Genomic DNA, 17629 nt, shown 5'->3' on the forward strand with positions numbered 1-17629 from the left:
GAGGGGTTTTGGGTCAGCAGGACAGCGCGAGCGCCGAAGCGAGGCTGCACTCCGCCTGGCGTGTCAGCTTCCAGTAGCCGTCGATCTGCTTCCAGGAGACGTCGTAGGTGAAGTCCGGGTAGCCCTCGGTGGTGATCAGGAGCTGGGCGTCGATCCGGTCGCCCGACGCGGAGGGGTTGATCACGTTGTAGCGCAGGCTCGGCGGGGAGACCGCCAGCAGGCCCGCGATCTTGTCCATCGTGGCGACGCCCGCATCGCCGGATTCCAGCTCCGCCGCTCGCGTGCTGCGCGCTGCGCCGGTGTTGATCGCCACGCGAAGTTTTGCGGTCAGCTCGCCGGCGCCCGGGGCCTGGGAGTGCAAGGGTGCGACCAAAGGCGCCGCGACGGCGGGCGTGACCGTCCCGACTACGCCGGCGAATGCGGCGCTGACCACGACCGCCGTAGCGGCGAGTCGGGCGAGTGTCTTGTTCGGGGTCTTGGTCATTCGTTCATCCAATCTTTCGAGGGTGTGAGTGTCACCGCTCTAGTCGGGTACGAGTGTGCAATATAAGGTAAGCCTATGCAAACATGATCCGCACGGGTTCTGGTTGTCGGCGCGGCGGCAGGCCCGCGCACCCGGCGAGAAGCCGCGGGATGTCGGAGAGAGTGGAGAACCGGTGGAAACGCTTCTGGTCATCGGAGCTGGTCCGAAAGCCCTTGCGGTGGCGACGAAAGCGCATGTGCTGCGCACGCTCGACCTTCCTGCGCCCCGGGTGATCGTCGTCGAGGCGCACGCGGTCGGCGGCAACTGGCTGCCGAGTGGCGGTTGGACCGACGGCAGGCATCGATTGGGCACCAGCCCGGAGAAGGACGTGGGCTTCCCTTACCACTCGACCTGGGCGCGCGGGCGCAATCAGGAAATCAACGCGGCCATGATGGCCTACAGCTGGACGTCCTTCCTGATCGAGCAGGGCACCTATGCGGAGTGGATCGATCGGGGCCGTCCGAACCCGGCCCATCACGTCTGGGCCAAGTACCTGCAGTGGGTGGCTCGCCGGATCGATCTCGAACTGGTCTCCGGCACAGTGCGTTCCATCGGCGCGACCGCCGACGGCTGGCGCGTCACCGCGACCGATCCCGACGGTGGTGCGATCCGGTTGGACGCGGCCGGGCTGATGATCACCGGTCCCGGTGCGAGCACCAAGGCGCTCGCCGACCATCCGCGCGTGCTGAATATCGCTCAATTCTGGGATCTGGCCGGGCGGCGCAGTCTGCCGGTCTCCTCCCGGGTCGCCGTTATCGGCGGCGGTGAGACCGCGGGCTCGGCCTTGGACGAGCTGGTGCGCCACGGCATGTTGTCCATTTCGGTGATCTCGCCGATGGCCACGATCTACACCCGCGGCGAAAGTTATTTCGAGAACTCGCTGTTCAGCGACCCGGTCAAGTGGGCGGGACTCACCGTCCAGGAGCGGCGTGACGTCATCCGCCGAACCGACCGCGGCGTCTTCTCGGTGCGGGTGCAGGAGAGCCTGCTCGGCGACAGCCGGGTGCATCACCTGCAGGGCCGTGCCGTCCGGGTGGTCGATCAAGGCGACGGCGTGGCGCTGACTTTGCGCAACGAGCGGCGCGCGGACCAATCGCACACTTTCGACCTGGTCATCGATGCCACCGGCGGACAGCCGCTGTGGTTCCTGGACCTCTTCGATCAGGACGCGGCCGACCTGCTGGAACTGGCGGTCGGCGGCAGGCCGTCCCAGGAGCGGATCGAAGTGTCGATCGGCTACGACCTCGCGGTCTCCGGGATGGAGACCAAGCTGTATCTGCCCAATCTCGCCGCGGTCGCGCAGGGGCCTGGTTTTCCGAATCTCAGTTGCCTCGGCGAGCTTTCCGATCGGGTACTGCAACCGGCGACGCGACGGTCCGGTGTGCCGTTGACGGGCACCGTCGCGCGGGCCTTCGGGTGAGCGCCCCCGCCCTCGAGGTCGTGGCCAGGGGCGCGGACCGAGCCTCAGCGCCGCACCGTCGGGACGTCCGCGGGCGTGCGCGGCAGGTAGTAGAGCGTGATCCGGCGATCCGGCCGGATGTCGAAGTCGCCGAGACTGGGCACGCCGAACCGCTCGGTCATGCGCCGCACCGCGACATTGCGGTGATCCGGTTCGATCAGGATGCGACGGCAGTTCGGTTCCGCCGCGAAGATTCCGGGCAGCAGGCCGCTGACGAAGGCGAACATGATGCCGCGCCCGATCACCTCCGGGTCGGCGGTGGCGAGGTGGAAGGCCACGTCATAGGGGTCGGCGTGGTAGATCCGGGCGATCTCGTCTTTGGCGGGGCGATACAACTCCAGGTAGGCGATGTCGCGACGGCCCAGTTCCGGCCGGTCGGTGCCGGTGAAGTCGTACCCGACGATGTATGGGCGGGAATAGCTTCCGTCCAGCTGCGCGCGCAGATTCTGCCTGCGCAGTTCGACGGGCCACGGCTGTTCCCACGTCTCGATCAGATGCGGCCGGTTCATCCACTCGGTGAGCAGCTCCGCGTCCGCACCGTCCGCGTCGGCCGTCCGGATGTCGAACGGGGCGGGCAGAGCCGGTTGCGGCGGAGCGGGCACGGCCCGCAGTTCGTCGGGGATATCGGTCAGCTCGCGCGCGATGACATGAGGCGTCCGGGTGGGGTTCATCGGTCGTCGAGCTCCGTTCGGTAGTGGCTCCGCTGGATGAATGTAAGGTTATCCTATGCTAACCTCGCGTGGTCGGCGAGGCCCGGTCGTTCGGAAAGGACGGCGCGCGGGCGCCCACACCGCGTGATGTGTAGGAGCTGTTGGATGTCGAGAAAACCCGGGTGGATTCGGAAGTTTCACAAACCCGTCACGGAAACGCTGCCGCCCCTGGTGCTGTTTCCCCATGCCGGCAGTGGCGCCTCCACCTATCGCGCCATGTCCAAGCGGCTCAGTGCCGATTTCGACGTCGTGCTCGTGCAATATCCGGGACGCCAGGACCGAGCCGCCGAACCCATGCCGGACAGTCTCGTCGAACTCGCGGCGGGTGCCCTTGCGGAATTCCTCGAATCGCCTTATCACCGGGGCATTCCCATCACGGTGTTCGGCCACAGCGTCGGCGCGATGGTGGCCTTCGAATTCGTCCGTCAGGCCGAGGCCGCCGGTGTGCCGGTAGCGCTGCTCGGCGCTTCCAGCGCGGTGGCGCCGGCATTGGTGGCCGACAGCGAGCCGCTGCCGACCGAGGAGGAGGCGCTGCTCGACCGGCTCGTCGCGCTGAACGGAACGGGCGCGGACGTTTTGGCCGATCGCGACATCATGCGAATGACGTTGCCCGTCCTGCAGGCCGACTATCGCGCGTTCGACGCCTACACGTGCGACCCGGACGTGCGGATCGGCGCGCGGATCGAGGTGATCGGCGGCGCCGACGACGACTTCGTCACCGTCGCCGAACTGCGTCCCTGGATCGCGCACAGCACTCGGGGCGGCTCGGTCACGCTCTTCGACGGCGGGCACTTCTATTTGTACGACCACATCGACGGCGTCGCGGAATTGCTTGCCTCCGCCGCCGCTGACGCAGGACAGTCCGCTCTTTCCAGTTAGGTTCACCATGTCAGGATCGGCTTCGGGGGACGAAGACCATATCGTCGTCGTCGGAATCGGGGTCGAGGCCCCCGGCGGAATAAACAGTCCACGCGAATTCTGGACGGCGCTGGCCGAATCCAGGGAACTCATCGGCCCATTGCCACGGGATCGGGAGTGGCCGATCGAACAGTTGCTCACCCTCGGTCGCAACGAGGGCTGGAGCGACGTACGCGACGCGGGCGGATTTCTCTCCGAAGCAACGGAATTCGATGCGGCCTTTTTCGGGATAACGCCGCGCGAAGCCGTCGCGATGGATCCGCAGCAGCGGGTGGCGATGCGCGTCGCATGGCGGGCGGTCGAGGATGCCGGGCTCAATCCCGGCGCCGTCGACGGCGCCGAAGCGGGGTGCTGGATGGGCGTCACGCCGCTGGAGTACGGCCCGCGCATGGCGAGCGTCAGCGAGCACAGCGGTTATCGAATGACCGGCACCACCCTCGGCGCGGTATCCGGCCGTATCTCGCACAGCCTGGGTCTGATCGGGCCTTCGATCAGTGTGGACACCTCCTGCGCGGCAGGCTTGACCGCCCTCCACCAAGCCGCGGCGGCCGTCCGCGCGGGCGAGTGCGACTGGGCCCTGGCAGGTGGCGTGTGCGTGATGGGCTCACCCGGCATGTTCGTCGAGTTCGCGAAGAACAACGCGCTTTCGACCGACGGCCACTGCCGCGCGTATTCCGCGGGCACCACCGGGACCCTGTGGGGCGAGGGCGCGGGAGTGGTGGTGCTGGAGCGCGAGTCGCGAGCGCGCCGGCTCGGTCATCGGATCTACGCTCGGCTGCTCGGCTCCCGGGTCAACCACAACGGCAAGAGCGGCCCGTTGGCCGTGCCCAGCGCCGACGCGCAGGAGCGGCTGATTCGCGCCGCGCTCCGCGCGGCCCGCGTCGACCCGGAGCAGATCGGGCTGGTCGAGGGGCACGGCACCGGCACGGCGGTGGGCGATCCCATCGAACTGTCCGCTCTCATCCGGACGTACGGCGCGCCGGAGCGTGTCCGGGGCGCGCTGCTGGGATCGGTCAAGTCGAATATCGGTCACACGCAGGCGGCGGCGGGCATGCTCGGCCTGATCAAGATGCTGCTGTGCGGCGCGCACGGGCACGTCGCGCCGAGTCTCTGGGCAGAACACCCAACCGAGGCGGTCGACTGGGAAGCCACCAGTCTGCGGCTGGCCACGAAATTCGTTCCGTGGGAGCCGATCGACGGCATTCGCTACGGAGCGGTGTCGGCATTCGGAGTCGCGGGGACCAACGCGCACGCGGTCGTCGGGATGCCCGTCCTGGAGGAGGACAGCGTTGTCTGAGTATCTGCTGCCGGACGGCGCCGTCCCCGTCCTGCTCTCCTCGGACAGCGCCGAAGGCTTGCGTGCGGAGGCCGCGGCGATACTGGCCTACGTGCGGGACCACCCTCGGGTGGACCCGGATCGACTGGCGAGCCAGCTCTTCCGCACCAGGATCGCCCGCAGGTATCGCGCCCTGGCCATGGTCGTCACGCGCGAGGAGTTGACGGACGCGTTGCGGTCGATCGCGGCGGGTTCCGCGCACCCGGCGGTGGTGACGTCCGGCGGCGCCGTCGCGGCACGTCGCGTCGGCTTCGTCTTTCCGGGACAAGGCAGCCAGCACGCGGGTATGGGCAAGCCGTACTACGACTTCTCCCCGGCCTACCGGGCCGCCGTCGACGAGTGCGCGGCGGTGCACGAGGAGCGGTACGGCCATGCACGGCCGGTGCACTATCTGCTCGGTGCCTGCGCCGAGTTCGGCGAGACACTGTGGGAAGTGCAACCGGCCAGAATGTTCCACCTGATCGGCTTGGCCGCCATGTGGCAGGCGGCGGGCGTGCGCCCCACCGCGACCATCGGTCACAGCCAGGGTGAACTCGCGGCCTGCGTGGTTGCCGGTGTGCTGACGCTGCGCGATGCCGTGTCGATCGTCACGCACCGGGCCCAGCTTCTGGAGCGCGATCTTTCGGACGGCTACGCGGTGGCCGTGCTCGGCGCGGGGCGCGACGAATGCGAGGCGCTGCTGGCCCGCAATTCGGGCTGGGCGGAGGTCTCTTTGGTCAACTCACCCGAGTTGACCGGTGTCTCCGGTGACGAGGCCGCGATCGCGGAACTGGTGGCGACCGCCACCGCGAAAGGCCTGTTCGCCAAGCAGATCCAGATATCGTTTCCGTCGCACACCTCCGCGATGACGCGATTGCGCGACGAATTCCAATCGTCGCTGGGCGAATTGACCAGCAAGACCTTCACGCTCGGCGACGTCACCTGTTACGGCGGGACGCTCGGCGCGGCGATCACTCCCGAGTTGACCCACCACGACTACTGGTACTGGAACCTGCGCAACCGGGTGCGCTTCGATCGCGCCGTGGCGGCGGCGACCGCGGACGTGGACACCTTCGTCGAGATCGCCGAGCACCCGACATTGCAGCCCGCGCTGCGGGAGAATCTGTCCCCGGTCGCGCGCGATGCCCGCGACTTCCGGGTCGTGGGGACATCGCTGCGCACCGCGAACGGGTTGGGTGAATTCACCCGCAATCTTGCCGAAGTCGCGGTGCACGATTTGCATTACGACTGGCAGGCGCTCCGCGCGGGCTCCGACGACCGCACTCCGGCGCTGCCGCTGCGTGACTTTCCCGCCACGGTGATGAACTCCAAGAGGCTGTGGGCGCCGTATCAATCGGATGCCGAGACGCCGATCCCGGTCGCCGTGCCCCCCTCGCGGTTGCGCGAGGAGTGGACCAGGTTGTCCCGGTTCGAGCTGGCCGCGCCGCGCACCGTACTGCTCGCCGAGCACGACGGCGCGGACGACCTGGCAGCGGCGCTGTGCGCGCGGGCCGCGCGCCACGGTGCCGCGATCGCCGACACCGCGACCGAGGCCGACACCATGGTGCTGCTGCTTCCGTCGAATCCGGCCACGGACGAGCAAGGCGCGGTGGCCGAACTCGCCGAGTTCGCCCGAGCCGCAGAAAGTTTGACCAAGGAAGTCTCCGGTGTCACGGAATGCTGGCTGGTGACAACCGGTGCTGAGGCGGTGTCCCCGGACGATGCGCCTTCCCTGGGTCATTCGGCGGTCAGTGCCGCGTACCGCAGTCTCGGCCTCGACCATCTCGGCATCGCGTTCCGGCACCTGGACTTGCCCCCGGATGCCGCCGAGCAGGATCCGACGGTGCTGGCGGACAAGATCCTCGAGGCCGTTCACGTGCCGGGCGAGCCGGAACTCGCGCTGCGGGGCGGCAAATTGCACGCCAAGCGTCTCGTTCGCGCCGAGTTGCTGGGCACTTCGGCGCCCCCGGATCTACGCGAGGTCCTCATTCTCGGTGGCACGGGGTACGTCGGCCTGGAATTCTGCGCGGAGCTCGCCCGCGATGGCGCACGGCGCGTCACCCTGGTGAATCGCACCGGGGAGACGAGCGTGCTCGCCGAGCGCCTGCGCGCGATCCGGGCCTCGGGTTCCACCGAAATCGACGTCGTGGCCTGTGACATCACCGACGCCGACGCGGTCGCCGAACTGGCGGGGCGCTTCGCCGAGCGCCCCGTGAGCGTGGTCGTGCACGCCGCGGTCCAGTACGCATGGGCGCGGTTCGAACCGGAGGCGGTAACCGAGGCGGCCGCCGCGAAGGTGCTCGGGCTCGGCGAGGTGCTGCGCGCGGTGCCGCAGACCGCCGACTGCGCCGTGCTGTTGTGCTCCTCGTTCGTGGCCACCCTCGGCGGGCGTGGTCAGGCACTGTACGCGGGCACGAATCGCATGCTCGACAGCCTCGCCGTGCGACTGCGGGCGCAGGGCAGGGATTGCGTGTCGGTGCAATGGGGGCTGTGGGGTCTGCCCGGCGCGGAGCACGCCGACGTGGAAGCCAGGATCCTCGGCGCTGGTCTACGACCCATGCCCGCCGCGCCCGCCATCGCGGCGGGTTTCGCCGACCGTACCGGGAACAGCGCGGTGCTGTCGGCGGACTGGGAGCGCTTGCGGGATACGGCCGAGATCGTCGGCTTGGCGAGGGTTTTCCCGCCCGCATCGGCGGTCCCGGAGTCCGCGGCCGCGCCGTCCGAGCCGTCCGCACCGAAGTCGGCCGCCGTCGAGCCGGAAGCCGATGCCACGCGGAGCGTCGCGGAGATCATCCGGCGCGAACTGGGGCAGGTGATGCTTCTCGACGGCCCCGACCACATCGACGGCTCCGTCCCGCTGGTCGCGCTCGGGTTCGATTCGTTGCAGGCGGTGGATCTGCGCGCGCGGCTGAAGACGATGTTGCGCCGCGAGTTGCCGGTCGCGGCGATCCTCGGCGGCGCGTCCCTGGAGGACGTCGTTCTGCTCATGTCCGAGAACCGAGGCTGATGATGCCCGAGAACACAGGCTCAGGAGGCCGCTCGATGCCGGAGAACACGCAGGCGACCATGCCGGAGATCGAGGACGTACTGGCGTTGAGCCCGTTGCAGGAGGGGTTGTTCTCGCTGGCCAGGCTGGCCGGCGAGGGCGATCTGTACGCACTGCAGTTCGTGTACGAGATCGCCGGTCCCGTCGATGTGGCATTGCTGCGTCGCAGCGTCGCGGCCATCCTGCGGCGGCATCCGAATCTGCGCGCGTCGTTCTGGGACCGCGACCTGCCGCGGCCGGTGCAGATCGTCCCCGCCGCTGCCGAGTTGCCCTGGGCCGAACGCGAAGTCGACCCGGGCGACCTCGACGCCGTCATCACGGCCGAGACGCGGTCGCCGTTCGACCTGACCCGCGGCCCGCTGCTGCGCGTGCTGCTGCTGAGATTGCCGGACGGCACTCGGCGCCTGGTGCTGACCGCGCACCACATCCTGCTGGACGGCTGGTCGCTCGGCGTGTTCTTCCGGGAACTGTTCGCCCTGTACCAGGCGGGCGGCGCGGCGGAGGCGCTGCCCGTGCCCCGACCCTACCGGGACTACATCGGCTGGCTGTCGGCCCGCGACAGCGATACCGCGTTGCGTTCCTGGCGCGAATACCTCGGCGATCTCGATCCGCTGATCCTCGCCGACCGTGGCGATCCGGCGGTCAACACGATCGTGCCCAGCATCGACACGGTCACCTTGGACGCGGCCGACACCAGCCGGTTGACGGCGTGGGCACGGTCGAACGGCCTGACGATGAACACCGTCGTGCAGTACGCCTGGGCCGTTGTCCTCGGCAGTTTGACCGACCGGCGTGACGTGGTCTTCGGCAGCACCGTCTCGGGGCGGCCCGACGAGTTGTCCGGGGTCGAGACCATGATCGGGCTGTTCATCAACACCGTCCCCGTCCGGGTGGCGGTCGGGGCCGAGAACGTGGTGCGGGACTGCAGGCGAATGCAGCGCGAGTCGGCTCCGATGCGTGATCTCGCCTACGTCAGCCTGTCGGCGATCCAGCGGTCGGTAGGCTCCGGCACGCTTTTCGACACCCTGTTCGTGTTCGAGAACGCGCCGATGTCCGACATCCTGCGCCCCATCGACATGGCGGACGGCGTTCGGGTGCGGCCGATGACCTCGCAGAGTTTGACGCACTATCCGCTCGCGGTGACCTCGTTCCTGTACGAAGGGCAGCTGGTGCTGACGGTCGAGGCGGTGCAGGCGGCACTGCGCGGCCTGTCCGGACCCGGCATAGGGGCGCGGTTGCTCTCGGTGCTGCGGCAACTGCCCGCGATCGGCGAGCGGGGGCCCGACGCGCTCGATGTCCTGCTGCCGGGCGAGACCGCGCCGCCACCGGCGCCGATCGCCGCCGACGTGCGCGGTGTGACCGTGTGGGAGCTGTTCGCGCGCCAGGTCGCCGCCACGCCGGACGCGCTCGCCCTCAGCACCGAAAAGGATCGCTACACCTATCGCGAACTCTTCGATGCCGCAGGCCGATTGGCGAGCGCGCTGGTCGCACACGGGGCCGGTCCGGAAGAGGTCGTCGCCTTGGCGCTGCCGCGTTCGGCGCAGTCGATCGTGGCGATTCTCGCCGTGCTGGCGACCGGTGCGGCGTATGTGCCCGTGGATGTCACGCTGCCCGCGGCCCGTATCGAATCGATCGTGCGCCGGTCCCGTCCGCGCTCGATCCTGGTCGACGGCTCGGGACTGTCCGCGCTCGACGAAATCGCCGAGCGCCCGGAAGTGCTGGTAGTGAACGGACTCTCCGACGGGCTTCCGGTGCTCGCGCCCGCGCCCGGCCACCCCGGCCAGGCCGCCTATCTGATCTTCACCTCCGGCTCCACCGGCGAACCGAAAGGCGTCGTCGGCAGCCATGCCGCGCTGGCCGCGTACTTCGCCGACCACCGCGACCGGGTATACCGGCCCGCGGTGGCGCGGCTCGGGCGGCCGTTGCGGATCGCGCACGCCTGGTCGCTCAGCTTCGACGCCTCCTGGCAGCCGCTGATCGGACTGCTCGACGGACATGCAATCCACCTGTTCGACGCCGAGGAGATGCGCGACGCGCGACGCCTGGTCGACGGCATCGTCCGGCACGGACTGGACATGATCGACACGACCCCGTCGATGTTCACGCAGCTGGCAGCGGCCGGACTGGTCGAGGCGGGCGTCACGCCGCTGTCCGTGCTGGCGCTCGGCGGCGAGGCCATCGGTGTGCCGCTGTGGAAACAGTTGTGCGCCCTGCCCGGCACCGCCGTGCACAACTGCTACGGCCCCACCGAGACGACGGTGGAGGCGGTGGTCGCGGCGGTGCGCGATGGCGATGCCGAACCGGCTATCGGGGCGCCGGTCACCGGAATGACCGGCTACGTGCTGGATTCGCGGCTGCGCCAGGTGCCGATCGGCGTCGTGGGCGAGTTGTACCTCTCCGGCGCTCAGGTGGCGCGTGGTTACGTCGGTATGCCGGGAACCACCGTGGGCCGATTCGTCGCCGATCCACACCGTGCCGGTGAAAGGATGTATCGCACGGGCGATCTCGTGCGCCGCTTGCCCTCGGGCGATCTCGCCTACGTCGGCCGGGCGGACGATCAGGTGAAGATTCGCGGCTACCGGATCGAGATCGGCGATATCGAGACAGCTCTGCTCGCCTTGCCCGGGGTGCGGGCCGCGGCGGTCGTCGTGGTGCGCCGTACGGGTGGTCCGAGCCTGGCGGCGTTCGCGGTGGGCGACGGTCTCGACGCGGTGCGGCTGCGCGCCGCGCTGGCCGATCGGCTGCCCGGCTACATGGTGCCGAACCGGATCGTGGTCGTCGATCGGCTGCCGGTGACCAGCAACGGAAAACTCGATGCGAAACGGCTCGCGATGCTCGCCGAGGACCGGGCCGCCGGGCCGGGAGCGGAGACGGCGCGCACCGGCACCGAGCACCGTCTGTGCGCCGCGATCGCCGAACTGTCCGGCGGTCCGGTCCCGAGCATCGATGACGACCTGATCGGCCTCGGCATGGACAGCATCGTGGCGATCTCCCTGGTGAACCGGCTGCGGCGGGACGGCCTCTCGATCAGCCCGAAGGCGGTCCTCGGCGCCGCCACGATCCGGGAACTCGCCGCGCGGATCGACGCGGAAGCCGGTCGCGAACGCGCGGCGAGTTCGGAGGGCTACGGGCCGGTCGGCCCGACCCCGATCGTGTCGTGGATGCACGAGTACGGGGGGTACCGCAGACTCACGCTCAGCAATCTGCTCGAGTTGCCCGACGGCGTCGACCAGGGCGGCCTGACGGCGGTGCTGCAGGCGTTGCTCGACGGACACGACATGCTGCGGGCCCGCTTCGTCACCACACCCGAGGGATACGACCTGCACACGCGCGGCCCGGGCAGCGTCCGAGCGCAGGACATCCTGTCCCGGGTCGAGGAAGGCGACGACTTCTACGCGACGCTGGCCGCACACGGCCGTGCGGCCACCGACGAGATCGACCCGTCCACCGGAGATCTGGTGCGCGCGGTGTGGTTCACCAGGTCCGGCGCTCCGGATGTGCTGCTGCTCACCATCCACCACCTGGCCGTCGACCCGGTCTCCTGGTACGTCATCTCCGCCGACCTCGCCGCGTACTGGGCCGAGGTGCTCGCGGGACGGACGCCTGTCCCGGCGGTCGAGCACACCGGCTACCGGCAGTGGGCCCGGCTGCTGCGCGAACGCGCGGGCGCCGAGGCGGTCACGGCTCAGCGCGCCTACTGGACGCGCCAGGTCACCGCGCCGGACCCGGTGCTGGGCGCGCGGCTGCCCGATCCCAGGGCCGACACCTGGGCTTCCTACCGGGTCCATCCCGTGCCCACCCCGGCCGAGACGAGCGCGGCCATCCTGAACAGTCTCGGCGGCGGCGCGGCGGGAGTCCGCGAGTTCCTGCTCGCCGCTTTGACGATGACGCTGGCGAGCTGGCGTCTGGAACGCGGTCAGGACCCCACGGCGGGCGCGTATCTGGCGCTGGAAGGACACGGCAGAGAGGACGCGGTGCTCGGCGCCGACGTCGACAGCGCGCACACCGTGGGCTGGTTCACCAGCATCGTGCCCGCCCGGCTCGGAGCGGGCGCCGAGAGCGTGGATGTGGCCACCGCGCTGACCGATCCGGTTCGCGCCGCCGCACTGCTCGAACACGTCGCGGCACACCTGGCCGAACAGCCGAACGGCGGCGTGGACTTCGGCGTGCTGCGTTACCTCACGCGAACCCCCGAACTGGTCGATGCGCCGCAGCCGCAGGTGCTCTTCGACTACCTGGGCCGGTTCGACCTGGCCGGTGCGGGACGGCCGTGGGCGCCGATCCCGGATCTGGCGTTGCACGAGTGCCTTCCGCTCGTGGCGGAGCCCGACTTCCCGCTGCGCTACGCGCTCGACGTCGTCTCGGCGGTGCGGACCACCACCGAGGGGCCCCAGCTCGTCACCATGCTGCGCTGGAGCGAGGCGGTGTTCACCGTCGCGGACGTCGACCGGCTCGCCGAGCTGTGGCACGACGCCGTCGTGGCCCTCGCGCGCGCGATCTCCGTGGTGACCGTCGGCGCCGACTGACCGCGATCGCCAGCCACTCAGCCCATCCGAACCCAGTCCGAAGGACCCACCATGTCAGACGAGATTCTCGAGCGGCGCAAGCGGCTGCTGCAGCAGCGACTGCGTGAACAGCAACTCTCGCCCGCGCCCGCGCGACCCGCGCGCGGCAGGCGCCCCGGCGATCCGGCTCCGCTCTCGTCCGCGCAGCAGCGGATGTGGTTCGTACAGACGGTCGCGCCGGAGGACACCACGCTCAACGTCTGCGTCGGCTACCGACTCGACGGTCCGTTGGACAGCGCGCGGTTGCGCGCCGCCTTCGACACCGTCGTGGCGCGGCACGAGATCCTGCGCACCACCTATCACGTCGGCGCGGACGGCGAGCCGTATCAAACGGCACACGCCGAACTGGGGCCGGTGTGGCAGCAGCAGGATCTCACGGATCTCTCCGAGGAAGGCCGAGGCAGGCGACTCGAGGTTCTGGCGAGGCGGGAGTTCGCGCGTCCGTTCGACCTGACCTCCGAGTCGCCGCTGCGAGTGACGTTGGCGCGCACCGGTCCGGCCGAACACGTGCTCGTGCTGACGATCCACCACATCGCTTGGGACGACGACTCCTGGTCGGTCTTCTTCGCCGAGCTCAATGCCGCCTACCGCGGTGACCCGCAGGCGGAGATCCGTGCGCAGTACGTGGACGTGTCGCTCGCCGAGCGGCCCGCCGAAGACGACGCCGACCTGGCGTACTGGCGCGAGCGGTTGACCCCGCTCCCGGAGCGGCTCGAGTTGCCCGGAACGCTCGCCGGTGGCGCGGCTACCCGCAACGCCGACAAGTGCGTGCTGCCGTTGCCCCAGGAACTGCTGGACCGGGTCACCGAGGTCGCGCGCGACCGTTCGGCCACCCCGTTCATGGTGCTGCTGGCCGCCTTCCAGGCGCTGGTCCAGCGGTACACCGCGGCGACCGACTTCCTCGTCGCGGTACCGGTGACCGACCGCCGCGGTAGCGACGCCGAGGCGCTGATCGGCTATTTCGGCAACACGCTGCTGTTGCGCGCCCGAATCCGTCCGGGGCGCAGCTTCGCCGAGCTGGTCGACGTGACGAGGGACGCCGCCCGCGACGCGTTCGCGCATCAAGGGGTCGGCGTCGAACGGGTCGTCCGCGAGGTGAGTTCGGACCGGATCGCGGGCAGTGACGGCCTGGCCCAGCTCGTGCAGCTGAGCTTCAGCGTGCGCGGCGGGGCGAACGGGTTCGATCTCGCCGGGGTCCGCTCCACCGAGCTGCCGTGGGGAAGCACGGTCGCGCAGGAGCCGCTGGGACTGATGGTCGTCCTCGACGACGCGGGCGCGCGCGTGGAGGCCACCTACCTCGTCGACGAGCTGGACCGGTCGGTGGTGGCGCAATTGCTGCGCCACTACCTGGAATTGCTCACCGACGCGATGCGCGATCCACGGCAGCCGGTCCGCGCGATCGATATGCTCGGCGCCGCCGACCGCGCGGACATCGTCGCGGCATCGCACGGTCCGCTCGTCGACGCGCCCGCGACAACGCTGGTCGAGCTGGTGCAGCGGCAGGCCGCGGCGACCCCCGATCGCGTCGCGGTGGTATCCGACGAAGCCGAACTCACCTACGGCGAGCTGAACCGGCGGGCGAATCGCCTGGCGCACTGGCTGATCCGGCGCGGCGTCGGCGCCGAGCAGCTCGTCGCGCTGCGCATGGCGAACTCCATCGAATTCATCATCGCGAGCCTCGCGGTACTCAAGTCGGGTGGCGCGTACCTGCCGATCGATCCGGCCTATCCACCGGACCGCATCGACTATCTGCTGTCGGACGCGCGTCCGGCGCTGTCGTTCGACGCCGAAGCGATCGCGGCGGCGATGACCGAGGCGGTCGACGCGCCGGACACGAATCCCACCGACGCCGAACGCGAGTCGCCGCTGCGCCCGTCGAACATCGCCTACGTGATCTACACCTCGGGCTCCACTGGACAGCCCAAGGGCGTCCCCGTGCCGCACGACGCGATCGCCGATCACCTGGTGAACTTCGCCGCCGACTGGGACGCCAGCGTCCCGGAGCGGGTGTTGCAGGCCACCTCGGTGAGCTTCGACGCGTCGCTGGCCGACATCTTCCTGCCGCTGATCGCGGGCGCGAGCATCGTCGTCCCGAAACCGAACGCCTACCGCGATATTCCGTACGTCGCCGAGCTGATCGCTCGTCACGGGATCACCGTGCTGCACATGGTGCCCTCGCTGCTGGCCACTTTCCTCATGCTTCCCGAGGCGAACGACTGGCGGGCGTTGCGGCACGTGCCGGTCGGCGGCGAGGCGCTGCCCGGCGAGATCGCCGACCGGTTCGCCGCGCAATTCGACGCCGACCTGCGCAACCACTACGGGCCGACGGAAGCGGTGGTGTGCTCGACGTCCATGCCGGTCGACGGGCCGCAGGGCACCAGGATCGTGCCGATCGGATTCCCCAACCGCAACGTCTACGTCTACCTGCTCGACGACTCGCTGCGGCTGGTCCCGCCGGGCGTGATCGGCGAGATCTACTTGGGCGGACGCCAGCTCGCGCGCGGTTACCTGGATCGGCCCGCCCTGACCGCGGAGCGGTTCGTCGCCGACCCCTTCCTACCCGGCGGCAGGCTGTACCGCACCGGCGATCTCGCCCGGCGCACCGCCGAAGGCGAGATCGAATTCGTCGGCCGCGCCGACGAACAGGTGAAGGTGCGCGGGTTCCGCATCGAACTAGGTGAGGTGGAGGCCGCGGTGGCCGATCACCCCGGCGTCGCGCAGTGCGTCGCGATCGTCACCGAGCACGAGCGGCTCGGCCCGATCCTGGCCGCGTACCTGGTGCCCGCGCCGGGAAGCGAGATCGACCTCCAGCAGGTGCGCGCGACGGTCGCGGCGACGCTGCCCGAGCACATGGTCCCCGCGGCCTTCGCCGTGATCGACGAAGTGCCGTTGAGCGCCCACGGCAAGCTCGATCGCCGCGCGCTGCCGGAGCCGGTGCTGACTCGGACCCGCACGTATCGGGCGCCGGAAACGCCCACCGAGATCCGGCTCGCCGCGCTGTACGGCGAGCTGTTCGACACCGAGCGAGTTGGCGCCGACGACTCGTTCTTCGAACTCGGCGGCCACTCCCTGCTCGCGGCCCGGCTGGTCGCCCTGGTGCGCGACACGTTCGGGATCGATATCGACGTGCGCGCGGCGTTCGACACCCCGACGGTCGCCGGGCTCGCCGCGCATCTGGTCGCCCGGTACCACGATCGGTTCGGCGAGAATCTCGACGAGGTCGTTCCCACCGGCCTGCCCTCCGGTGACAACGCCGCGATGCCGGCGAAACGACCACGCCCCGAACGTATTCCGCTGTCGTACTCGCAGCGGGCGCTGTGGCTGCGGCGCAAGCTGGAAGGCCCGTTCGGGTGGGAGAACTTCCGGTTCGCCATCCGCTTCGACGGCGAACTCGACATCGCCTCGCTCACCGCGGCGCTCGGCGACGTCATCGCCCGTCACGAGTCGTTGCGCACCAGCTTCCCGGAACACGAGGGCACGCCGTACCAGCGGGTGGCCCCGGCGGGACCGGTCGAGTTGCCCCGCACCGCGCTCGACGGCGCTCGCCTGGACGAGGCGCTGGCGGCCGAGGCGAACCATGTGTTCGACCTGGCCGGGGAGTCGCTGCTCCGCTTGCGCCTGTTCGTCCTGGACGAGCGCACCCACGTGCTGTCGGTGCTGACCCATCACATGGTCACCGACCGGGAATCGTGCCGGGTCTTCCTCGAGGACCTCACCGTCGCCTACCGCGCGCGGGTGAGCGGCACGGCCCCGTCCTGGCCGGAACCGGCGCTGCACTTCGCCGACTTCGCGGTGTGGCAACGCGATACCTTCGACCACGCCCCCGGCCGCGACGATCTGAGCGAATACGGCAAAGCGCGACTCGACTACTGGCGCGCGGCCTTGGCGGGCCTGCCGGTGGAGATCGCGGTCGGCCACGACCGCCCGCGTCCCGCGCGGCTGGGCCATGCGGGCGTCAGCGCGACCCGGATCGTCGCGGCCGAGACGTGGCAGGCACTGCGATCGCTGGCGGAGACGACCGGCGCGACCGAGTTCATGCTGTGCCAGGCAGCGGCCGCGGTGCTGGTGCACACCCTCGGCGGCGGCGACGACGTGCCGATCGGCGCGACGGTCGCCAATCGGCCCTGGCGGTCGGTGGACCGGCTGATCGGCCTGTTCGCCGACATGATGGTGCTGCGCAACGATCTTTCGGGCGACCCGTCGCCGCGAACCGTGCTCCAGCGGGTGCGCGAATCGGCGCTCGGCGCTCTCGGCCACCAGGACGTACCGTTCGAGCGGATCGTGGAAACGCTCAACCCGCCCCGGGTACTCGGCCGCAATCCGCTGTTCCAGGTGATCATGCAGTTCGGGCACACCGCGCCGACCGTCGGCTTCACCGCCGAGACCACGCTGACCCCGCTCACGCCGCGGTACGACGCCGCGTTCATGGACTTCCACCTGGATTTCCTGGTGGAACCCGGTGGCGAGTTGCTGGTGCGGGTGGTGGTCAACTCGGAGCTCTACGACCCGGCCTCCGGCGAGGAATTCGCCGACACGCTGGTGCGGATCTTGACCGCGTTCGCCACGAAACCCGATACCGCGGTGCGGGAATCGAACCTCGCGCCGCAGGGCTGGGACACCGCGCGTACCGCTGTGCGCCACGCGGCGTCCGAGGCCACGGTCGGCGAGGCCGAGGCGGGCCCGCCGCAGACCGAGACCGAGCGCGCTCTGGCGGCGCTGTTGGAGGAACTGCTGGAGATCACCGACGTGGACCGCACGGACGGATTCTTCGCGCTCGGCGGAGACAGCGTCATCGCGATCCAGTGGGCCGCGCGAGCGGGCGAGGCGGGCCTGGCGCTCACCCCGCAGCTGATCTTCGAGCACTTCACGCTGCACGAACTGGCGGCGGCCGTCGACGCGGCCGCCGATCGGGCGGCGGGCGCGCCGGCGCCGGAGGAGCACCGGTACGAGCCGATGTCGGCCTCGGGCCTGTCCGGTGACGCGTTGGCCATGCTGCGCGAATCCTGGTCCGCGCAACGCTGATTCGGGTGAGCCGGTCACGGTCGCACCGCGACCGGCGCACTGCCATTGGACCTGGGGGCAGCGACGATTAG

The 17629-nt window shown here is 69.9% G+C and carries 8 protein-coding genes; 6 read left to right on the forward strand and 2 right to left on the reverse strand.

The annotated features are described in order from the left end of the window. Positions 1-13 precede the first annotated feature (13 nt). The gene (locus tag AB0L97_RS18025) at positions 14-484 is read right to left on the reverse strand and encodes a hypothetical protein (RefSeq protein ID WP_364430710.1); all 471 of its coding nucleotides are present in this window, start codon (positions 482-484) and stop codon (positions 14-16) included. A 172-nt stretch (positions 485-656) separates the two neighbouring features. Between AB0L97_RS18025 and AB0L97_RS18030 the strand changes: the two genes are divergently transcribed. Next, positions 657-1943: a SidA/IucD/PvdA family monooxygenase gene (locus AB0L97_RS18030; RefSeq protein WP_355076067.1), complete on the forward strand. Its 1287-nt coding sequence runs from the start codon at positions 657-659 to the stop codon at positions 1941-1943. 44 nt (positions 1944-1987) lie between these two features. Here the strand turns inward: AB0L97_RS18030 and AB0L97_RS18035 are convergent, their stop codons facing one another. Beyond that, positions 1988-2653, reverse strand: a complete 666-nt coding sequence (locus AB0L97_RS18035; protein ID WP_355076069.1) for a GNAT family N-acetyltransferase — start codon at positions 2651-2653, stop codon at positions 1988-1990. Between the two features lie 144 nt (positions 2654-2797). Here AB0L97_RS18035 and AB0L97_RS18040 point away from each other — a divergent pair, with 144 nt between their 5' ends. The 5 genes from AB0L97_RS18040 to AB0L97_RS18060 are packed head-to-tail and all read left to right on the forward strand — an operon-like array spanning position 2798 to position 17558. Further along, the gene (locus AB0L97_RS18040; protein ID WP_356964834.1) at positions 2798-3571 is read left to right on the forward strand and encodes an alpha/beta fold hydrolase; all 774 of its coding nucleotides are present in this window, start codon (positions 2798-2800) and stop codon (positions 3569-3571) included. 7 nt (positions 3572-3578) lie between these two features. Continuing rightward, positions 3579-4907 (forward strand): polyketide synthase, encoded by a 1329-nt coding sequence (locus AB0L97_RS18045; protein WP_364430716.1) that lies wholly within the window; start codon positions 3579-3581, stop codon positions 4905-4907. Then, complete coding sequence (gene nbtC, locus AB0L97_RS18050; RefSeq protein ID WP_364430719.1) at positions 4900-7932, forward strand: nocobactin polyketide synthase NbtC; 3033 nt, start codon at positions 4900-4902, stop codon at positions 7930-7932. The genes AB0L97_RS18045 and nbtC overlap by 8 nt, the downstream gene beginning before the upstream one ends. Positions 7933-7967: 35 nt before the next feature. Next, complete coding sequence (locus AB0L97_RS18055) at positions 7968-12497, forward strand: amino acid adenylation domain-containing protein (RefSeq protein ID WP_364430722.1); 4530 nt, start codon at positions 7968-7970, stop codon at positions 12495-12497. 51 nt (positions 12498-12548) lie between these two features. Continuing rightward, positions 12549-17558: an amino acid adenylation domain-containing protein gene (locus AB0L97_RS18060; protein WP_364430725.1), complete on the forward strand. Its 5010-nt coding sequence runs from the start codon at positions 12549-12551 to the stop codon at positions 17556-17558. The last annotated feature ends 71 nt before the right edge of the window (positions 17559-17629 follow it).

The organism is Nocardia sp. NPDC051911 (assembly GCF_040681035.1).
GTDB lineage: Bacteria > Actinomycetota > Actinomycetes > Mycobacteriales > Mycobacteriaceae > Nocardia > Nocardia sichangensis.